Here is a 22,409-nt window from a genome sequence, read left to right on the forward strand (position 1 = left end):
GACGACGGGCGTCGGTGTGTCCTGCGGGAACCGGCCCGGGTCAGGAAGCGCGGCGGGCGCGGGCGGCGCGACGCTTCAGCGCACGACGCTCGTCCTCGCTGAGGCCACCCCAGACACCGGAGTCCTGGTTGTTCTCGAGTGCGTACTGCAGGCACATCTCGGTGACCGTGCAGCGCGCACAGACCGACTTGGCCTTCTCGATCTGATCGACGGCGGGCCCGGTGTTCCCGACGGGGAAGAAGAGCTCGGGGTCCGCGGTGAGGCAAGCTGCCTTGTCACGCCAGTCCATGTGTGGTGCTCCTTGATGTCGATGCTCGAACGGCAGGCCGGGGCCGGGGTTCGGGGGATCGGAACGCTGATCATGCATGAGGCATGAGGGGACAACTGTGGGGAGGAGTCCGCTGGAAGCGAGTCTGACGCCCGCGTGACGCTCGGGGGAGGAGCGACGAACCACGGGAGACGCACACCACATCGTGCCGTCCAAACGACCTCGAATATCGTTCCATACTGGTAGGGGCAAATCAAGGGTTCCGATGCTGGAGGATCACTGTGCACGATGACGACCCGACCGCGGTCGACCGTCCTGAGCGACGCTCACGCGCGCTGATCGGCCTGCTGGTGGTGGTCGGCCTCGAGTTCGCGGCGCTCGTCGTGGTCACGGTCGTCCTGGTCGTCGAGCTGATCGTCGCGCCGGCGTCGAGCCTGGCGTCCGGGATCGCCCTGACGATCCTGTCGGCCGTCGCGGCGCTCTGGCTCGGTGCGCTCCTGAACGGCCTGTGGAAGCGTCGCGCCTGGGTGCGGTCGGGGATCATCGTCTGGCAGGTCCTGCAGGGTGCGATCGCGATCGGCGCGTTCCAGGGTGTCTTCCGCGAGCCGGCGGTCGGCTGGGTCCTGCTGATCCCCGCCCTGCTCGGCATCACGTTCGTGCTGTCGCGGTCGGTGACGGCCGCGCTCGCGCGTCCGGCCGAGTAGACGCGACCGAAAGACGGACGGGAGGCCCGTGGCGACGCCGCCACGGGCCTCCCGTCCGTCTTGTGGTCCGGTCCTCAGACCAGGCCGAGCTTCTTCCGCAGGCTCGCCACGTGTCCGGTCGCCTTGACGTTGTAGAGCGGCAGCTGGACGCTGCCGTCCTCGTCGACCACGATCGTGGAGCGGATCGTGCCGGTCACGATCTTGCCGTAGTTGTTCTTCTCGCCCCACGCGGCGTAGGTCTTGTGCACCGCCAGGTCGGGGTCGCTCAGCAGCGGGAACGTGAGCGCCTGCTCGTGCTGGAACGTCTTGAGCTTCGCCTGCTCGTCCTTCGAGACGCCGAGGACCTCGTAGCCGGCTGCCTGCAGCGACGACATGTTGTCGCGGAAGTCGCAGGCCTCGGTGGTGCACCCCGGGGTGGACGCGGCCGGGTAGAAGTACACGATGACCTTCTTGCCCCGCAGTGCGGCGAGCGAGTGTTCGACGCCGTCCTGGTCCGGCAGCGTGAAGTCGGGGGCGGTGTCGCCGGCGGCGAGACGGTCGGTCATGGTGCTCCTGTTCGCTTGGTGCCCACGAGTGGTCGTGAGCGCGCAGAACCCATGCTATTGTTGATTCCCGTTGCGGCACGGAAGCCGGAACATGCACCTCTAGCTCAATTGGCAGAGCAACTGACTCTTAATCAGTGGGTTCTCGGTTCAAGTCCGAGGGGGTGCACCACAACCACGAAGGCCCCGACTCATCGAGTCGGGGCCTTCGTGCGTTCCGGGGGTGTGCACGCGTTCCGGGCGGGACACGCCCGAGGTGTGTCTGGCGGTCGGATTCAGTCGGCGGTGACGTCGACGATCCGTTCCGGGCCGACGACGAGGTCGACGGCGCCGGCGGAGGCCGCTGCGAGGTCCGCGGTCAGGGTCTCGAGCGCGTCGGCGGGCACCCAGACCTCGAACGTCGCCGCACGCCCGTAGACCGTCGCACCGAGGGTCGCGTGGTGGTGCCGGACCCAGTCGCGCAGGACGTTGTCGAGCCGGCCGGCCTCGGCGTGCGGGGCGTCGAAGTGCACCTGCGTGAGCGCCTCGCGCCGGACGAGCGCGGCGGTGTCGAGGGCCTCGGAGACCGAGGTCGAGTAGGCGCGGACGAGACCGCCAGCGCCGAGCTTCACACCGCCGAAGTAGCGCGTCACGACGGCGACCACGTCGGTGAGGTCGCGGCGGCGGAGCACCTCGAGCATCGGCACGCCCGCCGTGCCGGACGGTTCTCCGTCGTCCGACGACCGGGCCTGGTCGCCGAGCGTGCCGGTGACCATCGCGGTGCAGTTGTGCCGGGCGTCCCAGTGGCGGCGTTTCACCTCGGCGATGACCCGCTCGGCGTCCGCGACGTCCGACACGGGGGCGACCGTGGTGATGAACCGCGACTTCGTGATGACGATCTCGTGCTCGACCGGGTCGGCGATCGTCGCGGGGAAGCTGCGGGCCATGCCCACGAGGCTAACGGCGTGCACCGTGTCCGCCGCGCTACGATGTCGTGCACGCACGGCTGGGGAGGAGTCCGACATGGAGACCGGTGATCCGAGGGGCGGGGTCCTGGACGCCGCCGAACTCGCACGGCGCATCAACCTGCTGCTCGACTTCGAGGAGTCCCAGCGTGGTGCTCCGGTGCCGTTCGCCTCGATCGAGGAGTACGTCGCCGCCCACGGCGGTTCGCTCTCGCGGGCGAAGTGGACCTACATGCTCTCCGGTGACGGCCGACGCAACCGCGACACCGAGCTCCTGCGACTGCTCGCCGGGTTCTTCGAGGTCGACGAGCGCTTCCTGCTCGAGGACAGCGACGTCCCCGAGCGCATCGGCGCCCAGCTCGCCCTCGTCCGCTCCCTGCGTTCCGCCCGCGTGAGCGGGTTCGCTGCACGCACCTTCCCCGGCGAGCTCTCACCCGAGGCGCTGCGGCGCATCGCCGAGGTGCTCGAGGAGGAATCACAGCGCGGGAGCGTGGCGTGACCGACCCGCTGCTCGAGTCCTTCTGGGCGCGCGGCGCGGTCGAGGGGTGGTCCGACGTCGACCAGGCCGTCGCCGCCGCAGCCGTCGTCGTGGACAAGCCCATCGTCGTCCGCGAAGAGGCGTTCCTGGCGACGGAGCCGGTGTGCGGCTTCGTCGCGACGCTCGAGCACGCCCACCTGATCATGATCTCGCCGACCGCGTCGCCGACCTTCCGGGCGTTCGTCATCGGCCACGAGCTCGGCCACGTCCTGCACCGGCACCAGGAGCACGCCCCCCAGTCGGCCTACATCCGCGACGTCATCCCGGACCTGCCCGAGTACAAGGTCGAGCGGGCACTGGCGCGGGGGATGTTCTCGAACGCGTACGAGCACGAGGCCGAGGTCTTCGCCGACGCACTCGCGACGCTCATCCGGCGGCACCGCGGCCGCCCGAGCGCCTTCCGCGGGGTCTTCGGGTGATCGTCGCCGTCGTCCAGGCGGTGCTGCTCATCGCCGGGACGATCGCGCTCTTCGTCCTGCAACGCGGGCAGGACCGGACCCTGGCGGTGACCTTCCTGCTGTTCGCCGGCACCATCGTCACGAACGTCGATCCGCTGTACCGGTGGCTCGACCCACTGCTCGGCGGCTCCAACGTGGTGACCGTGGTCAGCGACTGCCTGATGGTCGCCGGCACGAGCACGCTGCTCTGGGGCGTGGCGAAGGCGGTCGGGGCAGCGCGGCCGTGGCTCCGGAACGCGATCGTGGTGTCGTGCGCCGCGGTGGTGGTCGTGGTGGTCGTCGCCTTCTCGGTGTTGGACAAGCCCGCCACCACGACGACGTTCATGCTCGACGCCGGGTCGCACCCGGCCGCGACCGTCTACTCGATCGCGCAGACGGTGTACCTCGGGGTGGCGCTCGGCGCGACGGGCCTCATCTGCGTCCTCCGCCTGCGCGAGGCCCGGACGACGACGGACCTGGTCGGACTGTGGGTCCTGGTGCTCGGCGGCGTGCTGGGGGTCGTCCGGATGGTCGTCGTCGTGGTCATGGACCTGGCGCACGTCACGGGGGATCTCGACCGGATGCGCTCCCTCGCGCTGCCGTACGACGTCACGACGCCCGGCGCCGTGATCTGCGTCTCGACGGGGATGCTGCTGCTCGTCGTCGGACACCGGGTCTCGCGACGTCGGCGCACCCGGCGGGTCGACGCGGCGCTGCGACGTCTCGCGCCGCTGCACGAGCGGATCGGCGCCGACAACGCCTACCCGTCGACCGAGGACCCCGCCACGCGGTTGAGCCGCGCGATCGTCGAGGTCAACGACGGGCTCCGGCGGACGCGTGCGCCGTTGACCGATGCCGAGCGAGCCGTCCTCGCCGAGGCCGAGTCGGCGCTCGACTCCGCGTAGCCCGAAGGGGTGACTCGACGGTCTCCCGACGCCCGTGTAGGGTTTGTAGCAAGTGCTACAGATCCTGTGGCTCGTCGGGTGGGACTCGGCCGCGTTGGGGGCGGCCGAGCACCACCGACACTCGTTGTCTAGACTCGGACGGTGCTCGTCTTCGCCGCAGTCGTCCTGTTCATCGGTGCCGTCTTCAACGTCGTCACCTGGCCGCGCTTCTTCCAGCGCGTCGCGAAGGACACCCGCGCGCGTGACGCCGCGGGCAAGCCGACGACGTTCTACACGGTGCACCTCGTGCTGCTGCTCATCGCGCTCGCCATCGCCGTGGCCGCGGTCGTCGCCGGGATCCTGCTGCTGGTCTGAGCCGCTCGCCGTTCGCCGTCGGGCGTCGCTTCAGCGCTGCTTCAGGGCGGCACGGCAGGATCGTCGCCATGCGTGTCCTGGTGGTCGACGACGAGGTGCGGCTCGCCGACGGTGTCCGTCGCGGCCTCGAGGCCGAGGGGTGGGCGGTCGACGTCGCCCACGACGGCGTCGACGGCCTGTGGCACGCCCGCGAGTTCCGCTACGACGCGATCGTCCTCGACCTGATGATGCCCGGGATGAGCGGATGGGCGGTCTGCGCCCAGCTCCGGGCCGACCAGGACTGGACGCCGGTGCTCATGCTCACCGCCAAGGACGGCGAGTGGGACCAGGTCGAGGCCCTCGACGCCGGCGCCGACGACTACGTCACGAAGCCCTTCTCGCACCCGGTCCTCGTCGCCCGGCTGCGCGCGCTCGTCCGCCGCGGTGCGCGCGAACGCCCGGCGGTGCTGACCCTCGGCGACCTGGTCGTCGACCCGGCCGCACGGACCGTGGCGCGTGCCGGGACCCCCGTCGACCTGACGAGCCGGGAGTTCGCGGTGCTCGAGTACCTCGCGCGGCGCTCCGGGCAGGTGTGCTCGAAGCGCGAGGTGATCGAGAACGTCTGGGACGTCGACTTCGAGGGCGACCCGAACATCGTCGAGGTGTACGTCGGGCACCTCCGGCGCAAGCTCGACCGGCCGTTCGGACGGACGTCACTCGAGACCGTCCGCGGTGCGGGCTACCGACTGGCGGCCGACGGTGGCTGACCGGGGGACGGGGCGCGCGCGCCGCTTCCGGTCCGTGCGCGCGCGGACCACGCTCGGCGCCAGCGTGGTCGTGCTCGCTGCCCTGGTCGTCGGTGCCGTGGGGTTCGTCGTGGTGCTCCGCCTGGTGCTGCTCGACGGGGTACGGACGTCCGCCGAGGCCGGGCTCGAACAGGTGTCGTCACGGGTCGAGTCCGACGGTGCCGGTGCGGTGACCGACTACGAGGACGTCCTGGTGCAGGTGGTCGGTGCCGGCGGCTCGGTCCTCGCACACGGTGAGGACGCCGACGCTCCGGCCCTGTCGACCGCCGATGAGTCCCGGTGGTCGCACGACGGCGAACGCTGGCTGCTCGTCGCCGACGACGTCGACCTGCCCGGTGGGGGTGAGGCGACCCTGGTGTACGGCGTCTCCCTCGAGCAGACCGACACCGCCATCCGGACCGCCGTGGTGCTCCTCGCCGTCGGGGTGCCGGTGCTCGTCCTCGTACTCGGGATCGTGACCTGGTCCGTGACCGGGCGGTCGTTGCGGCCGGTGGAACGGATGCGCACCGAGGTCGAGACGATCCGTGCCGCGCAGCCCGATGCCCGCGTGGTCGTGCCGGACACCGGCGACGAGATCGCCCGGCTCGCGACCACCATGAACGCCATGCTCGACCGGCTCGACCGATCCGCGGCGGGGCAGCGGCAGTTCGTGTCCGACGCCTCGCACGAGCTGCGGTCGCCGATCGCGTCGCTCCGCCAGCACGCCGAGGTCGCCGTCGCGTACCCGGACCGGACGGACGTGGCCGAGTTCTCCGACGTCGTGCGGTCCGAGGCCGTGCGCCTGCAGGACCTCGTCACCGGGCTGCTCGAGCTGTCACGGCTCGACGAGGGCGGCACGGGTGTCCGTCGTCCCGTGGACCTCGACGACCTCGCACTCGACGCCGTCGCGAGGGCCCGGGCCCGGGTGCCGGCTGGTGCGACCGGCGACCGTGCGATCCGGGTCGACGGCTCCGGGATCTCCGCCGCGCGCGTGCTCGGCGACGAACGGCTGCTCACCGGCGTGGTCCGGAACCTCGTCGACAACGCCGTCCGGCACGCCACGTCGCGCGTCGCGGTGGCCCTGGTCGAGCAGGACGGCGCCGCGGTGCTGACCGTGGACGACGACGGCTCCGGGATCCCGGCGGCCGAGCGCGACCGGGTGTTCGAGCGGTTCGTCCGGCTCGACGAGGCCCGCAGCCGCGACGCCGGTGGTGCCGGCCTCGGTCTGGCGATCGTGCGGGACGCCGTCCGGGCACACGGCGGCGAGGCGACGGTGGCGGACTCGCCGCTCGGCGGGGCGCGGTTCGTCGTGCGCATCGCACTCGGCGGCTGAACAGGCGGCTTCAGGTCTGCTTCAGCACCCCGCCGACATGCTCGTCCCATGACCTTCCGCACCCAGCTCCAGAAGCCCTCCGCCCGCCGCGTCGCCGCCCTCGCCGCCCTGCCCGTCGTGGCCGCGCTCGCCCTCACCGGCTGCTCCACCGACGGGTCGTCCGACTCGGCGGCGTCGTCCTCGAACGGACCGGCCGCGACGGGCGCCACCACCGGCACGTCGGGTGGCGCGTCCGCGACCGCCGCCTCGGCCACGTCGAACGACGCCCTGCTGGCCGCCGTCGCGACCGCACGCGGGAGCGTCGGCTCCGGCACCGTCATCTCGGTCGAGCAGGAGCAGCGTGGCAGCGCGTACGAGGTCCTCGTCGTGACGAAGGACGGCGCCGAGCACGAGGTGCACACCGACGCCGCCGGCACCGGGGTGACCGGTACCCCGCATACCGAGACCGCGGACACCGACGACCGTGCCGAGCACGACCGGTTCGTCGCAGCGGCCGACCTCGACGTCACCAGGGCCGTCAGCGCCTTCGAGGACCTGCACGCCGGTGCGATCACCGAGCTCGGCCTCGACGACCACCTCGGCAAGGTGGTCTGGGAGGGTGACGTCGTCGACGGGTCCGGCACCAAGCACAGCGTCCGGATCGACGCCGGTTCGGGCGACGTCGTCACCGACCAGGTCGACACCGACGACTGATCCGACGAACGACCCGGCGACCGACCCGGCCGACGTCGGCGGTCAGCGGTAGACCTGTGGCATCCGACCTGGGCGTCGGCGACCTCGGGAGACACCATGACGGACCAGACCCCTCGCACCTACCCGCAGGGCGTGCCGAGCTGGATCGACGGACGACACCCGGACCCCGACGCCGCGCAGGCGTTCTACGGCGGTCTGTTCGGCTGGGACTTCGAGGAGCGCCTGCCGCCCGGGGCCCCCGGCTCGTACCGGATCGTGAGCATCGACGGACGAGAGGTCGGTGCGATCGCCTCGGGTGACGAGCCGGCGTCGTGGACGACGTACATCGCCGTGGACGACGCCGACGCGGTGGCCGCTCGAGTCGTCGAGCTCGGTGGCACCGCCGCTCCGGCGGAGGACGCCGGGCCGGGTGGCGCCGCGGGCCGCAGCGTCGACTGCGTCGATCCGTGCGGTGCGGCGTTCGGACTCTGGCAGGCGCGCGAGCGGCTCGGGTCCCAGTACATCAACGCCCCCGGTGGTTGGGTCTTCAGCGACCTCCGCTCGACCGAGCCGGAGCAGGCGATCTCGTTCTACGAGCAGCTGTTCGGCTGGCGGGTCTCCGGCATCGAGGAGGGCCCGAGCGCCATGGTCCGGCTGCCCGGCTACGGGGACCACCTCGCGGCCACCTCCGACCCCGACATCCGCGAACGGCAGGTCGGCGCACCGGAGGGCTTCGCGGACGTCATCGGCGCCCTCGCCCGACTCGACGACGGGCCGGACGACTGGCACGTGTCGTTCAGCGTGGCGGACCGTGATGCCGCCGCCGCACGGGCCGAGGAGCTCGGCGGCGCCGTGCTCGGTACCTGGCAGGGGCCGTGGACGCGTGCGGCCGAACTGCGGGACCCGCAGGGCGCCACGTTCCGCGTCACGCAGTTCGCCCCGGACGGCACTGCCTGAGCGGTCTCCGGGACGTCAGTGCGTCCGGAGCCCCTCGACCAGGATGTCGAGCAGGCGGTCGGTCTGTGAACCGTCCGCAGCGCCACGGGTCGTCAACAGGATCCCGACGAGCGCGGCGGTCACGTCGTCGGCGAGGACGTCCGCGCGGAGGGAGCGGTCCGCAGTGCCGCTGTCGAGGAACCGTTGGACCGCCGCGTTGACCCGATCACGGGTCCCCGCGGCTTCGGCGGTCTCACGGAGCGCGCCGGCTCGGACGGTCTCGGCGAGTCCGCGTTTGGTCGCCACGAACTCGGCGTACCGGCCGGCGAAGGCCCGGAGCGCCGAGGCGGCGGACGCCCCGTCGAGCAGGTCGTCGACCGTGCTCAGCGCGGCGTCGAGCTCGGCTCGGTAGACGGCGGCCACGAGGTCCTGACGCGTGGGGAAGTTCCGGTAGAGCGTCCCGATCCCGACACCTGCGGCCAACGCGATCGCGCCGAGGGACGTGTCCTCACCCTGGTGGGTGAAGGCGGCGCGGGCGGCACCGACGAGCCGTTCCCGGTTGCGCGCGGCGTCGGCCCGGGGTCGGCGGGGACCGGCATCCGGGGCGTCGGGCGTTGTGGTGGACAAAACGGAGGCTCCTCCGGTTAGGATCATCGAAGCGGAGGATCCTCCGCTTCGATCGAGGATACCGGAGACGACATGCACCACGACACGGAGCGCCCGGGTGGCGCGTACGACCTCGGCGGACGGACCGTCGCTCGGATCGGCTACGGCGCGATGGCGCTCGAACGCTTCGCCGAGGACCGCGCGGCCGGCGTCGCCCTGCTGCACCGGGCGCGCGAGCTCGGGGTGGATCACCTCGACACCGCGGAGTTCTACGGCGACGGTGTCGCGAACGACGTCATCCGGCGAGCGTTCGGCACCTCGGACCAGGTGGTCGTCGTCAGCAAGATCGGTGCTGTCCGCGTCGACGCGCCGGTGCCGCTCGCACTGGCGCAACGCCCGGAGGAGCTGCGCGAACAGGTGCACGCGAACCTCCGGACCCTGGGCCGCGAGCGCATCGACGTCGTGAACCTGCGGCGCGCCGACACCGGACCCGGGTTGATCGCCGAGGGGGAGCAGCTCGTCGACCTGGACGACCAGCTCGCCGAGATGACGGCCATGCGGGACGAAGGGCTGATCGGGGCCATCGGACTCAGTGCCGTGTCCGAACCGGTCCTGCGCCGCGGTCTCGCCGCCGGCATCGTGTGCGTCCAGAACGCGTACTCGCTGGTGGCGCGGGAACACGAGGCGTTGTTCGACCTGGCCGTCCGGAACGGCGTCGCCTGGGTTCCGTTCTTCCCGCTCGGCGGCGCGTTCCCCGGTCTGCCGAAGGTCGCCGACGAACCCGTCGCGATCCGGATCGCTGCGGAGCTGCGGGTCACCGCGGCGCAGCTGGGCCTCGCGTGGCTGCTCGGCCGCGCGCCACAGGTCTTGCTCATCCCGGGGACGTCGAGCGTCGCCCACCTCGAGGAGAACGTCGCGGTGGGGTCCGTCCGGTTGTCGCCCGAGCAGCGCGGAGCACTCGACGGGGTGTGGGCTCGGCGTGCGGCGGAGAGCACCGACGCGCCGGCGTGGCCCTGAGTCGACTGGCCGGACCGGTCAGGACTCCGTGTGCAGCGGCGGTCCGAGCACCTTCTGGATCGCCAGCGCGGCGAGCTGCTCGTCCGAGGTGTCGAGCAGCACGCGGAACGTCTCCGGCTCCGTGACGAACTCGACGCAGACGGCATCCTCGTCGCACGGTCCGAGCCGCCACCCCGACACCGCGTCCATCGGCACCGAGACCCGCGCCTCGCGCTCGTAGTCGGTCTCGGCCTCCAGGCGGTCGGGGAACACCCGCAGGCGTCCGTACGCGCCTCGCCAGCTCAGCTGGAGATCGAGGGTGGGGGGAACAGACGCAGGGGAGACAGAGCGGTCCGGCACCCGCCGATCGTACCGACGGGAGCCGGACCCACTGCACTCGGCGCGCGACGTGCTGCGCACCGGGGACAGATCAGACGGTGTCGTCGGACCCCTTGTGCTCGCCGCCGTCCTCGCCGTCGCGACGGACCTGGTTCGCCGGGTCACGGACACCGATCGGGTACGGGCCGGTGACGCCCTGTCGGAGCGAGGCGATGCGCAGGATGCGGTCGCGCTGCAGGAACCAGCCGACGACGAGCAGCGGGATCACGATCACGAGGGACGCGATCGTGTAGGTGCCGACCGGGTAGTCGATCGCCATCAGCACGATGACCGACGCCAGGAACGCCAGGGTGAGCCACGCGGTCACCGGGGCGCCGGGCAGCTTGAAGGACGGCTCCTTCGCCAGTCCCTGCTTCGCCCACGACCGGAGCCGCATCTGACAGAGGATGATCGTGCCCCACGCCGTGATGATGCCGAGGCTCGCGATGTTCAGCGCGATCTCGAACGCCTGGCTCGGGACGAAGTAGTTCAGGACGACGCCGGCGACGGTGAAGCCGGCGGTGAGCAGGATGCCGGCGTACGGCACACCGCCCTTCGACATCTTGGTGGTCCACTTCGGCGCCGAGCCGTTCATGCCCATCGAGTGCAGGGCGCGACCGGTCGAGTACAGGCCGGCGTTGAGCGACGACAGTGCCGCCGTGAGCACGACGAAGTTCATGATGCCGCCGACGATCGACCCGACCTGCGGGTTGCCGAGCGACGAGAAGAACGTCACGAACGGGCTCTCGCCCTCCTTGTACGCCGTGTACGGCAGGAGCAGGGAGAGCAGGATGATCGACCCGACGTAGAAGACCGCGATGCGGAACACGACGGAGTTGATGGCGCGGGGGATGACCTTCTCGGTGTTCTGCGTCTCACCGGACGCGGTGCCGACGAGCTCGATCGCCGCGTACGCGAAGACGACACCCTGGATCACGATGACCGCGGGGAGCAGCCCGTTCGGGAACAGTCCGCCGTTGTCGCCCCAGATCGAGAAGCCCGTGCGGACGGCTTCGCCGCCGGCCTCGACCGGGAACGCGAAGACGAGCCAGATGATCGCGACGACGAGGAACGCGACGAGTGCGGCGACCTTGATGAGCGCGAACCAGAACTCGAGTTCGCCGAACACCTTGACCGCGACCATGTTGGCGGCGAGCACGACGACCAGGGCGATCAACGCGAGGAGCCACTGCGGTGCGGCGGTGAACGCGGACCAGTACTGCAGGTAGATCGCGACGGCGGTGGTGTCGACGATCGAGGTCATCGCCCAGTTCAGGAAGTACATCCAGCCGGCGGCGTAGGCGAACTTCTCGCCGTAGAACTCGCGGGCGTAGGAGATGAACGACCCCGACGACGGACGGTGCAGCACGAGCTCGCCGAGGGCGCGCAGGATGAAGAACGCGAAGATGCCGCAGATCAGGTAGGTCAGCGCGAGCGCGGGGCCCGCGGTGTGGAGTCGTCCACCCGCACCGAGGAAGAGTCCGGTACCGATGGCCCCACCGATCGCGATCATCTGCAGCTGCCGGGGCTTCAGACCGTGTTGGTAGCCCTCTTGCTCGTGCGAGAAGTCGTTCGCCGGAGCACGGTTCACGCCCGTGTCGTTCTGCGCTGTCATGCGCGCCAACCTACATGCGCACGGAACCGGGGCGGCACACAAACCTCCGAACGAGCTGATCTGTAACGAGACGGTCACGATCGCGATCCCCATGTGCGTGGGCGACACGCCGACGACGGGGTACAGCGGTGCCGGGATTCCGGCGGACGTCGATTGTGATCGGGGGACAAGACACCGTTAGGTTTGAACGTCCCCACAGGCCCGATGGTCGGGGACACGACGACCAGGACGCGTCCACGGCCAGCAGCGCCGGGGCCGTACGGTCGGCCGGACCGGGACCGCCCCGAGCGTGGTCCCTGCGTGCGTGATCGCTCGCCCTGCGCCGTTGCGCGGGGCTCGACGTGGCCGCGCGCACCGTCCCGGACGACCCGTCCGCAACCACACCGTCGCCGCACGCGCGCTCGTTCGCCGTGGCGACGCGAGGAGCCCAGTTGTCCATCGCACCACCCGAGAGCCGGCACACCCCGTCGCCGGACCCCACCGGCACGTCCCCGGACCCCACCACGTCGCCGGCGGTCAGCGTCCGCGACGTCTACAAGGTGTTCGGCCGTCGACCGGCCGAGGCCGTCCGCCGCCTCGCCGCCGGTGCCACCCGCGACGAGGTCCGCGAGCAGGGATCCGCCGCGGTCATCGACGCGTCCTTCGACGTCCGACCCGGCGAGATCTTCGTCGTCATGGGGCTGTCCGGCTCCGGCAAGTCGACCCTCATCCGGATGCTCAACGGCCTGCTCGAGCCCACCGCCGGCAGCGTCGAGATCGGCGGCCGCACGGTCACCGGCGCGACGCCGAAGGGGATCCGCGACATCCGCCGGTCCAGCGTGTCGATGGTGTTCCAGCACTTCGCCCTGCTGCCGCACCGCACCGTGCTCGAGAACGTCGCGTACGGCCTCGAGGTGAACGGCGTCGACAAGACGACGCGCCTCGCGAAGGCCCGTGAGGTCATCGACCTGGTCGGCCTGGACGTCTGGGCCGACGCGAAGCCCGACGAGCTGTCCGGCGGCATGCAGCAGCGCGTCGGCATCGCCCGCGCCCTCGCCGCCGAGACCGACGTCCTGCTCATGGACGAGGCGTTCAGCGCGCTCGACCCGCTCATCCGCCGCGAGATGCAGGAGCAGCTCGTCGACCTGCAGCAGCGGCTCGGCAAGACCATCGTCTTCATCACGCACGACCTCAACGAGGCGATGTTCCTCGGCGACCGGATCGCCGTGATGCGCGACGGCCGGATCGTGCAGATCGGGTCGCCGGAGGACATCCTCACCGACCCGGCGAACGACTACGTCGCCCAGTTCGTGCAGGACGTCGACCGTGCCCGTGTGCTCACCGCCGCGAGCGTCATGGAACCGGCCCGCGCCACCGTCCCGCTGACCGTGGGTCCTCGTGGCGCACTGCGCACCATGCGCGACCTGCAGACCGCCGCGCTCTTCGTCACCGGTCGTGGCCGGAAGCTCGAGGGCTGGGTCCGCGACCGGCACGTGATGCGCCAGGTGAAGGCCGGCGACACGAACCTCGACGCGATCGTGAACACCGAGTACGCCCGGGTCGCCCCCGACACCGCGCTGACCGACCTGTTCGAGCTCGCCGTCGAGTCACCCCTGCCGATCGCCGTGGTCGACGACGAGGAGCGCCTGCTCGGCGTCGTCCCGCGTGTGACCCTGCTGGCCGCGCTCGGCAACGTGCCGACCGCGACGATGCCGATCCCGGTGCTCGAGCCGGTCACCCGCATCTCCGACTCCGACATGGACTCGACCCTCGCCGCGACCGGCGAGACGCCTGCCCACACCGGCGAGCCCGCCATCGAAGGAGACCACGCATGATCACCCCCGGTACCAACTCCTTCGGTGACTTCCACCTGCCCCTCGGCACCTGGGTCGCCGCGGTCGTCGACTGGATCACGACCTACCTGTCCGGCTTCTTCGACGTCGTCCGCTACGTGTTCACGTGGATGGACGCGTGGATGGAGTACTTCCTGTCCACCCCGCCGTTCTGGGTCGTCGTCGCGGTCCTCGTCGTGCTGGCGTTCCTGGCGAAGGGCTGGAAGCTCGCGCTCGGCGCTGCCATCGGTCTGCTGTTCATCGTCAGCGTCGGGCAGTGGACGAACGCGATGAACACGCTCGCGCTCGTCGTGGTCGCCGCCGGCCTGGCCGTCGTCCTCAGCATCCCGCTCGGGGTGTGGGCCGCCCGGTCCGACGCCGCGAGCCGGATCATCCGCCCGGTCCTGGACTTCATGCAGACGACCCCGGCGTTCGTCTACCTGATCCCGGCGCTGCTGCTGTTCCGCGTTGGTGTCGTCCCCGGCATCGTCGCGACGATCGTCTTCGCGATGGCCCCCGGCGTCCGGCTCACCGAGCTCGGCATCCGCGGCGTCCCGAGCGAGGTCGTCGAGGCCGGTGCCGCCTTCGGGTCGAGCCCGTGGCGCATCCTCCGTCAGATCCAGCTGCCGTTGGCGAAGGCCAGCATCATGGCCGGCGTCAACCAGGTCATCATGCTGTCGCTGTCGATGGTCGTCATCGCCGGCATGGTCGGCGCCGGCGGCCTCGGCGAGCAGATCGTCGCCTCGCTGAACCGCATCGACGTCGGGCTCGGGGCCGAAGCCGGCCTGTCGGTCGTGGTCCTGGCGATCCTGCTGGACCGCCTGACCGCAGCGCTCGGCGGCGACGCGAGCGGTGCCTCCCGGCCGTGGAAGCGCAAGCGCAAGCCCACCGTGACCGCGACGCCGAACGCGGCGACCGCCCAGACCGCCGCCACCACCGAGGCAGCCCCGGCCGACCGCCGGCGCGAGCCGCAGACGACCAGCGCGTGAGGAAGGACCAGACCATGAAACGAACCAAGCGAACCAAGCGCACCCTCGCGGCGGCCGTCCTCGCCGTCGCCACCGCCGTCGGCCTGTCCGCCTGCATGCCGCCCGGCTACTACGGGGCCTCCGGCACCGTCGACAACGGCGACCAGAAGTCGATGCACGTCGTCGTCTTCAACGGTTGGGACGAGGACACCGCCGCCAGCTACCTCTGGAAGTACGTGTTGGAGCAGAAGGGCTACGACGTCCAGCTCACGAACTCCGACGTCGCACCCGCCTACACCGGCCTCGCGTCCGGCGACTACGACGTGGTGTTCGACACCTGGCTGCCGAACACGCACAAGGAGTACATGGACACCTACGGCAAGGACCTGACGGACCTCGGCGCCTGGAACGAGCAGGCGTCGCTGGAACTGGCGGTGCCGAAGTACTCGGACATCGACTCGATCGACGAGCTCAAGGCGCACGCGTCCGACTTCGGCAACAAGATCATCGGCATCGAGCCGGCCGCCGGTGAGACGAAGGTCGTGTCCGACCAGGTCATCCCGCAGTACGGCCTGGACGGCATGGACTTCATCACGAGTTCGACGCCGGCGATGCTCGCCGACCTCAAGGCCTCGATCGCGAAGAAGGAGGACGTCGTCGTGACGCTGTGGCGTCCGCACTGGGCGTACGACGCCTTCCCGATCAAGGACCTGAAGGACCCGAAGGGTGCGCTCGGCAAGAACGAGGAGATCCACACGATCGCCAAGAAGGACTTCGAGCAGGACTTCCCGCAGGCGTCGAAGTGGATGGAGGACTTCTCGATGGACTCCGACACCCTCTACTCGCTCGAGAACGCGCTCGTGAACAGCGGCGCGAAGGCCAGCGAGTACCCCGCGATCACGGAGAAGTGGGCTTCCGAGCACCAGGACTTCGTCGATTCGCTCACGTCCGGCAAGTAGTCAGCAGGTCGGACAGGAGGCCCGGTGCGCGTCGTGCGCACCGGGCCTCGGTCGCGTCCTGGGCCGGTTTTCTGAACGACGCCTGTCGTTTCGTTGCTTGCATGGAGGGATGGACATCCTCCTCCGACTCCTGGTCGCGATCGGGTTCGCCCTCCTCATCACTGCCGTCGCCGCGGTCGTCCTGCACCTGGTGCTGCGAACGGTCGCGCGACGGGAACGGTGGGCCGGCGTGCTCTCGCGCCGGGCGAAGCACCCGTTCCGCACCACCCTGCTCGTGGTCCTGCTCTGGATCGCGTTCACCTCGAGCGTCCCGCGCGACGCCGACGCGTACCCGTGGCGCGACGAGGTCGTGCACGGGTTCCTCATCGTCACGATCGCGGTGGGCTGCTGGCTGGCGTGCCAGATCGCGATCTTCCTCGAGGACCTCGGCCTGCACCGGTTCCGCATCGACGTCCCCGACAACCGGCAGGCCCGCCGCATCCGCACGCAGGTCCTCATCATCCGGCGGCTGACCGTCGCCGTGCTCGTCATCATCGCCGTCGGCGCGATCCTGCTCACCTTCGACGGGGTCGAGGCGGCGGGCGCGAGCGTGCTCGCGAGCGCCGGACTCATCTCGGTCGTCGCGGGTCTCGCGGCGCAGTCGACGCTCGGCAACGTCTTCGCGGGCATGCAGCTCGCGTTCTCCGGGTCGATCCGCGTCGACGACGTCGTCGTGGTCGAGCAGCAGTGGGGGCGGATCGAGGAGATCACCCTGACCTACGTGGTCGTGCACCTGTGGGACGACCGGCGCTTCGTGCTGCCGTCGACGTACTTCACGAGCACCCCGTTCGAGAACTGGACGCGCACGAACAGCGAACTGCTCGGTGCCGTCGAGATGGACCTGGACTGGCGGGTCCGTCCGGGGGAGATGCGCGAGGAACTCGACCGGATCCTCGACCGCACCGAGCTGTGGGACCGCCGCGTCAAGGTGCTGCAGGTCACCGATGCCGTGCAGGGGTACGTGCGGGTGCGGGTCCTCGCGACGTCGCACGACGCCCCGTCGCTGTTCGACCTGCGCTGCTACATCCGCGAGGAACTCGTCGAGTGGATCCAGCGCACCCACCCCGACGCCCTGCCGGTCCAGCGCGTGCTCATGGTCGACGAGACCGCACCGCGGCGGCGCACGGCGTCGACCGCTGCCGACTCGGCGCTGTTCGCGCCGGGGCAGGAGGACCGCGCGGCACTCTTCACCGGTCCGATCCAGACGTCCGACATCCCGCCTGCGGAGCGCTGACGGGCTCCGGACCCGACACGGGACGGACGGGAGGCCCGGTGCCAGCTGGCACCGGGCCTCCCGTCCGTCGTGTGGTCGCGGCCCGGAGCTACGGCTGGCGCGCCTTGACGGCGCGGTCGTCCTCGACCACCGTGCCGATCGCCACGATCGTGGTCGCGATCCACGCGACCCACGTCAGGGCGAGCCGCCAGTCGCGGGGTCCCTGGCGGGTGGTCTGGAGCACGCTGTAGCCGCTGATGAGCGAACTCCACACCGCACCGTTGAACATGAACTTGCGCACAGAGGCCTCCTGTCGTCGTACTGCCAACGCTACCGGTCAGTACATTGGAGCGCCGCCGGACACCCTGCCCGGCGCACTCGTGGAGGAACGCCCGTGCGTCAGGCCGTCATCGGAGCAGTGCTGCTCGTCATCGGCGCGGTGTGCGTCGCGCTCGGCCTGCTGCCGCTCGACGACCTCGGGGTCCTGGCCGAACGGGTCCTGCCTGTCCTCGGGTTCGTCCTCGGGCTGACGATCGTCGCCGAGCTCGCCGCGGACGCCGGGGTGTTCGACCGGCTCGCCGACGTCGCGGCACGTGTCGGCGGCGGACGCACCATCGGGCTGTGGGGCGCGGTCGTGGTCCTCGCCGTGCTCTGCACCGTGTTCCTGTCGATCGACACGACCGCGGTGCTGCTCACCCCGATCGTGATCTCACTGGCGCGCCGGGTCGGGCTGCCGCCGATGCCGTTCGCGCTCACCACCGTCTGGCTCGCGAACACCGCGTCCCTGCTGCTGCCGGTGTCGAACCTGACGAACCTGCTCGCCGTCGACCGGATGGGCCTCGGCGGCCCGCTGCCCTTCGCCGGGCTGATGGCCTGGCCGGCCGTCGCCGGGGTCGTCGTGCCGTGCGCCGTCCTGCTCGTGGTGTTCCGCGGCAAGCTCTTCGGGCGCTACACGCCGGTGTCGGTGCGCCGTCCGTCCGACCCGGTGTCGTTCTGGGCGGCGTCCGCTGTGCTCGTCGCGCTCGTGGTGGCGCTGACCGCCGGGGTGACGGTCTGGATCGCGGCCGTCGCCGGTGCCCTCGTGCTCGTCGTGGTCGCGGCGTTCCGGTCGCCCGCCGAGCTCCGGCCGTCGCGGGTGCCGTGGTCGACGCTGCTGTTCGCCGCCGGGCTCTTCGTCGTGGTCGAGACCCTGCACAGCACCGGGCTCACCGACCCGATCGTGCGGGCGCTCGGCGACGGCACCGGCACCGGGCCGCTCCTGCTGCTCGGCGCCGGGGGAGCGGTGGCGGCGAACGCGATCGACAACCTGCCCGCGTACCTGGTGCTCGAGCCCGCTGCCGGTCACGAGGCCGTGCGGTACGCGGCGCTCCTCATCGGCGTGAACGCCGGGTGCCTGGTGACGCCGTGGGCCTCCCTCGCCACCCTGCTGTGGCACGCACGGCTGTCGGCCGAGGGCGTGCACCTGTCGTGGGGCAAGTACATGCTGCTCGGGTGCATCGCGGCTCCGCTCACCGTGGTCGCCGGGGTGCTCGCGCTGGCGTTCTGACGTGGGGCCGCTGGGGTGCTCGCGCTCCGACGCGCGGTCGCACCGTGCGTGCTCGGTCGTTCGGTGCCGTGCCGGCAGCCTGGTGCGGGTTTGTGGCGGGGCACGGTGCGGACAGTCGCGCACCGCCCGAACAAGCTCGCACCGTGCGCGCGCTGTGTGGCGTACGGGTTCTCGGCGTCGCACCGTGCGTGCTCGGTCGTTCGGTGCGGTGTCGGCAGCCTGGTGCGAGTTTGTGGCGGGGCACGGTGCGGTCAGTCGCGCACCGCCCGAACAAGCTCGCACCGTGCGAAGCCCGCGGCGGTCAGAGCCAGTCGCGGGCCTTGAAGACGCGGTAGAGCACGAGCGACGACGCGACGATGAGCGCGAGCGAGACGTACAACCCGCTCCACGCACCCTCGCCCGGGAACGTCACGTTCTGCCCGAAGAAGCCGGTGATGGCGGTGGGGATCGCGATGATCGCGGCCCAGCTCGTCACCTTCTTCATCACGGTGTTCTGCCGGTTCGACGCCAGGTTGAGGTTCGTGTCGAGGACACTCGAGACGGCGTCGCGCAGTTGCTCGACGGAGTCCGAGATCGACACCAGGTGGTCCTCGACGTCGCGGAAGTACGGCCGGATGCCGTCCGAGATGGTCTCCGCGTCGCCGTGCAGCAGCGATGCGACGCTGTCGCGGGTCGGGACGACGAGCCGCCGCAGCACGCCGAGGGCCTTGCGGAGGCGGAACGACCGGCGTTGGATCTGCTGTTCGCGGGCGTTGCCCCGCTCGAACAGGTCGTCCTCGAGGTCGTCGATCCGTCGCTCGATGTCCTCCACGGTCTCGGTGGCGTGGTCGACGACGGCGTCGAGCAACGCCCAGACGAGCCACGGCACACCGTGCTCGGCCACGTCCGCGTTCGCGTCGAGCCGGTGCTCCATCGCGGCGGTGTCGACGTCGGCCCCGTGGATGGTGACGAGGGCGTGCTCGGTGACGAACGCCTTCACCTCGTGGGTGACGAGCTCACCGTCCTCGCCGAGACCGCCGACGTCGTAGACCACGAGGAACAGGCTGTCGCGGTACCGGTCGAGCTTCGGGCGCTGGCCCTGCTCGACGGCGTCCTCGACGGCGAGGGCGTGGATGCCGAGCTCCTGTTCGACCTGCACGAGGTCGTCGTGCACGGGGTCGGTGTAGTCGACCCAGACGAAGGTGTCCGCGTCGGCGACGAGGTCCGAGACCCGGTCGACCGGGAAGTCCCGTTCCGCCGCGTCGCCGTTCCGCCACGCCCGTGTCCTGACCATGCGCGTCAGCCTAGTGAGACGGCCGGCCCGGGGATCCCAGGCCGGCCGTCGTCGCGTGCGGTGGTGCGTCAGTAGGCGGAGACGAGCTTCCCGTCCTCGACCTTCAGGTACTGGTACACATCGAAGCTGTCCTCGCCGTGCTCTTTGTCCCCGAAGTACGAGGTGTAGTCGTACTCGACGACACCGTCCTTCGTGCTCTGCACCATGACCGTGCCCGAACCGGAGGCCTCGACCTCGACCTCGGGCATCGTCGTGACGTCGTAGCGCACGGCACCATCAGCGTCGTACGGGCCGTACCAGGGGCACCCGCTCAGCGCGCTGAGGTCGGTCTTCGTGGCGCAGTCGTCGATCAGGTCGGTCACGTACTGCTCGGCGTCCTGCTGCAGCGCCTTCGTGGCGGTGGGGGTGAAGTCGACGTACCCGGACGACGTCGCGCCGACCGACACCTGCTCGGTGCCGCCGGTGAAGTACTTCGTCCCGCCGACCTGCACCTCGTAGGTGCCGGGGTAGGCGAGCGAGGTGAACCGGCCGTCGCTGATCTCGCCGATCTCCTTGCCGCCGACCGTGACCGGGGCGCCCTCGAGCACCTCGGACGCGGTCAGGGTGACGGTCTGGGCGAGCGGCTCGGTGACGCGCCACTCGTCCTTCACCAGGAACGAGGTGCCGGTGCGCCGGAGGCTGACCTGGCCGGAGCGGTTCTTGCCGTCCTGGGTGTAGCTGACGGTGGCGAGGGCGCTGTCACCGCTCGTCGAGACGCGGCCGACGCGGATGTCCGACGGTCGGTCCTTCGCGCTCTTCAGCACCGCGGTGTCGAGCATGGCGGCGTCGGACGGCACCTCGCTGAGTCGGGCGGCGGTGTCGGCGTCCCCGCTCGCGATGGCCTGCACGTAGGACTTCACGGTCGGCGCCGGGCCCCACACGTTGGCACGGAGCACACCGGTGGTGACGGCTCCCGCGATGACGACGACGACCACGGCGCCGCCAGCGATGAGCGAGCGGACCAGGACCTTCTTGGCGCGCGGCGACATCGGAGCGGGCGTGGGAGCGCCGCCGCCGACGAAGGGCTGTTCCGGCTGACCGGGGTGGCCGACGCCGGGCGTCGCCGCCCACGCTGCTGCCGCCGGGTCGCCCGCGGGCGCCGCCGACGGGAACGCCGGGTCGGCCGACGGGAACGCAGGGTCGGCCGGCGGGAACGCCGGGTCGGCCGGCGGGAACGCCGGAGTCGCTGCCGGGAAGGTCGGTGCGGCCGCCGGGCGCGGGTCCGCTCCGACGAGGCGCGAGGTCCGCAGCACGACGCCACCGCCGAGGCGGGGGAGCAGCACGGGCGCGAGGTACCGTGCCACGGCCTCGATCGCGCCGCCCCACAGCGCGAACACGAGCGGCGTCCACGGTGCGATCCCGATCGAACCGGTCCCGCTGACGGCGCTGATGCCCGTCGCCTGGTAGGACACCAGGCCGGTGCCGAGCACGAAGAGCAGGAGCCCGAGGGCGAACCAGACGACCGGGGTCACGACCCAGTCCAGCGTGGTGCGGAACCGGTCGTTGCGGCGGACGGCGAGTGCGAGGCCCGCGACGACCGAGGTCACGAGGACGAGCAGGACGACGAGCCAGGTCCAGCCGCCGGCACCGCCGAAGACCGACGCCGTGCTGCCCGCCGACCCGAAGCCGGACAGCCCGACGCCGCCGAAGAAGCCGAGGGCGGTGAGGCCGACCGCGACGTTGCCGACGAGCACCGGCAGCGCTGCGCCCCACGAGGGCTGTGCGACCAGGGCGACGACGATGACGACGACCGTCACCAGCACGACGAGCACCGTGAGCTGCGACGCCGCGACGCGCAGCGTGCCGAGGACGCGACCGGCGAACACGTTCCGGCCGAGCAGGGCCGACGGGCGTGCGAGCACCGCGGCGAGTGCGCCGATCACGAAGGCGCCGAGGATGCTGCCGAGGCCGACCGCGTGCACGGGGTCGATGGAGGCGCCGGAGACGGCGGGGAACCGGATGGCGAGGATGCCCGCGGCGGCGTTGGTCAGCACCGTGGTCACCAGCCCGGACAGGACGGCGGTCAGCAGGACCGGGGTGCGCCCGAGGCCGCGGGTGCGGATGCGACGGGTGAGCACGACGGCCAGCACGACCTGCGCGGCGAGCACGAGCGCCGGGACGACCGCGAGCGCGCCCGACCCCGACCCGAGGAAGCCGATCGAGCCGGACAGGTGCAGGCGGCCGAGGTCGGCGAGGGCGACGAGCTGGGCGGGGGTGCCGAGCAGGACGCTGACCCCGGACAGCAGCGACTGGACGTCGGGGGTGCTCCCGGCGCCGAGGTCGGTCCCGGTGCCGGTCGACCCCGACCCGACGGAACCGGATCCGCCCGCTGCCAGCACGGCGACGGTGAGGAGCAGTGAAATCGCAGCGACCACGTAGGCGGCGACCCAGCCGCCGACGGCGGCGAGCACGGCGGCCAGCCAGTCACGGCCGGACACGGACCGCAGCAGGCGACCGAACGCATCCGACGACTGCGGGCCCTGTCTATTATACACATCTCCGAGCCCACGAGACGTAGAGGAATCTCGTATGCCGTCTTCTGCTTGAAAAAAAAAAAAAAATAAAGAAA

The 22,409-nt window shown here is 71.1% G+C and carries 24 protein-coding genes and 1 tRNA gene; 16 read left to right on the forward strand and 9 right to left on the reverse strand.

The features are described 5' to 3' along the window. Window positions 1–40: 40 nt before the first annotated feature. Complete coding sequence (locus GVL05_RS17175; protein ID WP_017888820.1) at window positions 41–289, reverse strand: WhiB family transcriptional regulator; 249 nt, start codon at window positions 287–289, stop codon at window positions 41–43. Window positions 290–549: 260 nt separating this feature from the next. On the opposite strand from GVL05_RS17175, the gene GVL05_RS17180 reads away from it, so the two are divergent. Next, on the forward strand, window positions 550–972 hold the full coding sequence (locus tag GVL05_RS17180) for a hypothetical protein (protein WP_131881465.1): 423 nt from the start codon (window positions 550–552) through the stop codon (window positions 970–972). A 74-nt stretch (window positions 973–1,046) separates the two neighbouring features. On the opposite strand, the gene bcp is transcribed toward GVL05_RS17180, so the two are convergent. Further along, on the reverse strand, window positions 1,047–1,517 hold the full coding sequence (gene bcp, locus GVL05_RS17185) for a thioredoxin-dependent thiol peroxidase (RefSeq protein WP_159573932.1): 471 nt from the start codon (window positions 1,515–1,517) through the stop codon (window positions 1,047–1,049). Window positions 1,518–1,610: 93 nt separating this feature from the next. Here bcp and GVL05_RS17190 point away from each other — a divergent pair. After that, window positions 1,611–1,686: transfer RNA gene (locus GVL05_RS17190), tRNA-Lys, on the forward strand. Window positions 1,687–1,789: 103 nt separating this feature from the next. Here the strand turns inward: GVL05_RS17190 and GVL05_RS17195 are convergent. Further along, window positions 1,790–2,446, reverse strand: coding sequence for a YigZ family protein (locus GVL05_RS17195; protein ID WP_159573945.1), 657 nt, complete (start codon window positions 2,444–2,446; stop codon window positions 1,790–1,792). 70 nt (window positions 2,447–2,516) lie between these two features. Between GVL05_RS17195 and GVL05_RS17200 the strand changes: the two genes are divergently transcribed. From GVL05_RS17200 to GVL05_RS17235, 8 genes are all read left to right on the forward strand, one after another. Beyond that, window positions 2,517–2,957: a hypothetical protein gene (locus tag GVL05_RS17200; RefSeq protein ID WP_159573933.1), complete on the forward strand. Its 441-nt coding sequence runs from the start codon at window positions 2,517–2,519 to the stop codon at window positions 2,955–2,957. After that, on the forward strand, window positions 2,954–3,415 hold the full coding sequence (locus tag GVL05_RS17205; protein ID WP_111085958.1) for an ImmA/IrrE family metallo-endopeptidase: 462 nt from the start codon (window positions 2,954–2,956) through the stop codon (window positions 3,413–3,415). Before GVL05_RS17200 ends, GVL05_RS17205 begins: the two co-directional genes overlap by 4 nt. Further along, window positions 3,412–4,338 carry a hypothetical protein gene (locus tag GVL05_RS17210; protein WP_159573934.1) on the forward strand — a complete coding sequence of 309 codons (927 nt, stop codon included), beginning with the start codon at window positions 3,412–3,414 and terminating at the stop codon, window positions 4,336–4,338. Before GVL05_RS17205 ends, GVL05_RS17210 begins: the two co-directional genes overlap by 4 nt. A 141-nt stretch (window positions 4,339–4,479) precedes the next feature. Then, window positions 4,480–4,692 (forward strand): SCO4848 family membrane protein, encoded by a 213-nt coding sequence (locus GVL05_RS17215; RefSeq protein WP_111085956.1) that lies wholly within the window; start codon window positions 4,480–4,482, stop codon window positions 4,690–4,692. Between the two features lie 68 nt (window positions 4,693–4,760). Continuing rightward, the gene (locus tag GVL05_RS17220) at window positions 4,761–5,438 is read left to right on the forward strand and encodes a response regulator transcription factor (protein WP_123938742.1); all 678 of its coding nucleotides are present in this window, start codon (window positions 4,761–4,763) and stop codon (window positions 5,436–5,438) included. A gap of 34 nt (window positions 5,439–5,472) precedes the next feature. Then, window positions 5,473–6,789, forward strand: a complete 1,317-nt coding sequence (locus GVL05_RS17225; protein WP_200849263.1) for a cell wall metabolism sensor histidine kinase WalK — start codon at window positions 5,473–5,475, stop codon at window positions 6,787–6,789. Between the two features lie 48 nt (window positions 6,790–6,837). Continuing rightward, window positions 6,838–7,482 (forward strand): PepSY domain-containing protein, encoded by a 645-nt coding sequence (locus GVL05_RS17230; RefSeq protein ID WP_159573936.1) that lies wholly within the window; start codon window positions 6,838–6,840, stop codon window positions 7,480–7,482. Window positions 7,483–7,578: 96 nt separating this feature from the next. After that, complete coding sequence (locus GVL05_RS17235) at window positions 7,579–8,418, forward strand: VOC family protein (RefSeq protein ID WP_159573937.1); 840 nt, start codon at window positions 7,579–7,581, stop codon at window positions 8,416–8,418. 15 nt (window positions 8,419–8,433) lie between these two features. Here the strand turns inward: GVL05_RS17235 and GVL05_RS17240 are convergent, their stop codons facing one another. Then, window positions 8,434–9,024 (reverse strand): TetR/AcrR family transcriptional regulator, encoded by a 591-nt coding sequence (locus GVL05_RS17240; RefSeq protein ID WP_228505428.1) that lies wholly within the window; start codon window positions 9,022–9,024, stop codon window positions 8,434–8,436. A 72-nt stretch (window positions 9,025–9,096) separates the two neighbouring features. On the opposite strand from GVL05_RS17240, the gene GVL05_RS17245 reads away from it, so the two are divergent. Continuing rightward, window positions 9,097–10,020 (forward strand): aldo/keto reductase, encoded by a 924-nt coding sequence (locus GVL05_RS17245; protein WP_159573939.1) that lies wholly within the window; start codon window positions 9,097–9,099, stop codon window positions 10,018–10,020. An 18-nt stretch (window positions 10,021–10,038) separates the two neighbouring features. Here GVL05_RS17245 and GVL05_RS17250 read toward each other — a convergent pair whose 3' ends face one another. Together GVL05_RS17250 and GVL05_RS17255 are read right to left on the reverse strand one after the other, a co-directional pair. Further along, on the reverse strand, window positions 10,039–10,359 hold the full coding sequence (locus GVL05_RS17250) for a hypothetical protein (RefSeq protein ID WP_159573940.1): 321 nt from the start codon (window positions 10,357–10,359) through the stop codon (window positions 10,039–10,041). A 70-nt stretch (window positions 10,360–10,429) separates the two neighbouring features. Further along, a complete protein-coding gene (locus GVL05_RS17255; RefSeq protein ID WP_159573941.1) occupies window positions 10,430–11,992 on the reverse strand; it encodes an amino acid permease in 1,563 nt (520 codons plus the stop codon). Between the two features lie 539 nt (window positions 11,993–12,531). On the opposite strand from GVL05_RS17255, the gene GVL05_RS17260 reads away from it, so the two are divergent. From GVL05_RS17260 to GVL05_RS17275, 4 genes are all read left to right on the forward strand, one after another. Next, window positions 12,532–13,806 carry a glycine betaine/L-proline ABC transporter ATP-binding protein gene (locus GVL05_RS17260; protein WP_131881502.1) on the forward strand — a complete coding sequence of 425 codons (1,275 nt, stop codon included), beginning with the start codon at window positions 12,532–12,534 and terminating at the stop codon, window positions 13,804–13,806. Continuing rightward, window positions 13,803–14,792: a proline/glycine betaine ABC transporter permease gene (locus GVL05_RS17265; RefSeq protein ID WP_131881483.1), complete on the forward strand. Its 990-nt coding sequence runs from the start codon at window positions 13,803–13,805 to the stop codon at window positions 14,790–14,792. Before GVL05_RS17260 ends, GVL05_RS17265 begins: the two co-directional genes overlap by 4 nt. A gap of 14 nt (window positions 14,793–14,806) precedes the next feature. Beyond that, the gene (locus tag GVL05_RS17270; protein WP_159573942.1) at window positions 14,807–15,730 is read left to right on the forward strand and encodes a glycine betaine ABC transporter substrate-binding protein; all 924 of its coding nucleotides are present in this window, start codon (window positions 14,807–14,809) and stop codon (window positions 15,728–15,730) included. Between the two features lie 109 nt (window positions 15,731–15,839). Further along, window positions 15,840–17,003, forward strand: a complete 1,164-nt coding sequence (locus tag GVL05_RS17275; protein WP_123338999.1) for a mechanosensitive ion channel family protein — start codon at window positions 15,840–15,842, stop codon at window positions 17,001–17,003. Window positions 17,004–17,091: 88 nt separating this feature from the next. Here the strand turns inward: GVL05_RS17275 and GVL05_RS17280 are convergent, their stop codons facing one another. Continuing rightward, entirely contained in the window at window positions 17,092–17,283 is a 192-nt protein-coding gene (locus tag GVL05_RS17280; protein WP_111085947.1) for a hypothetical protein, read from the reverse strand. Between the two features lie 93 nt (window positions 17,284–17,376). Between GVL05_RS17280 and GVL05_RS17285 the strand changes: the two genes are divergently transcribed. Further along, window positions 17,377–18,528, forward strand: a complete 1,152-nt coding sequence (locus tag GVL05_RS17285; RefSeq protein ID WP_159573943.1) for an SLC13 family permease — start codon at window positions 17,377–17,379, stop codon at window positions 18,526–18,528. 301 nt (window positions 18,529–18,829) lie between these two features. On the opposite strand, the gene GVL05_RS17290 is transcribed toward GVL05_RS17285, so the two are convergent. Both GVL05_RS17290 and GVL05_RS17295 read right to left on the reverse strand, forming a co-directional pair. Beyond that, window positions 18,830–19,801, reverse strand: a complete 972-nt coding sequence (locus tag GVL05_RS17290; protein WP_123292263.1) for a magnesium transporter CorA family protein — start codon at window positions 19,799–19,801, stop codon at window positions 18,830–18,832. A 68-nt stretch (window positions 19,802–19,869) separates the two neighbouring features. Beyond that, on the reverse strand, window positions 19,870–22,278 hold the full coding sequence (locus tag GVL05_RS17295) for a hypothetical protein (RefSeq protein WP_159573944.1): 2,409 nt from the start codon (window positions 22,276–22,278) through the stop codon (window positions 19,870–19,872). Window positions 22,279–22,409: the final 131 nt, after the last annotated feature.

Source organism: Curtobacterium sp. 18060, assembly GCF_902706105.1.
Lineage (GTDB): Bacteria > Actinomycetota > Actinomycetes > Actinomycetales > Microbacteriaceae > Curtobacterium.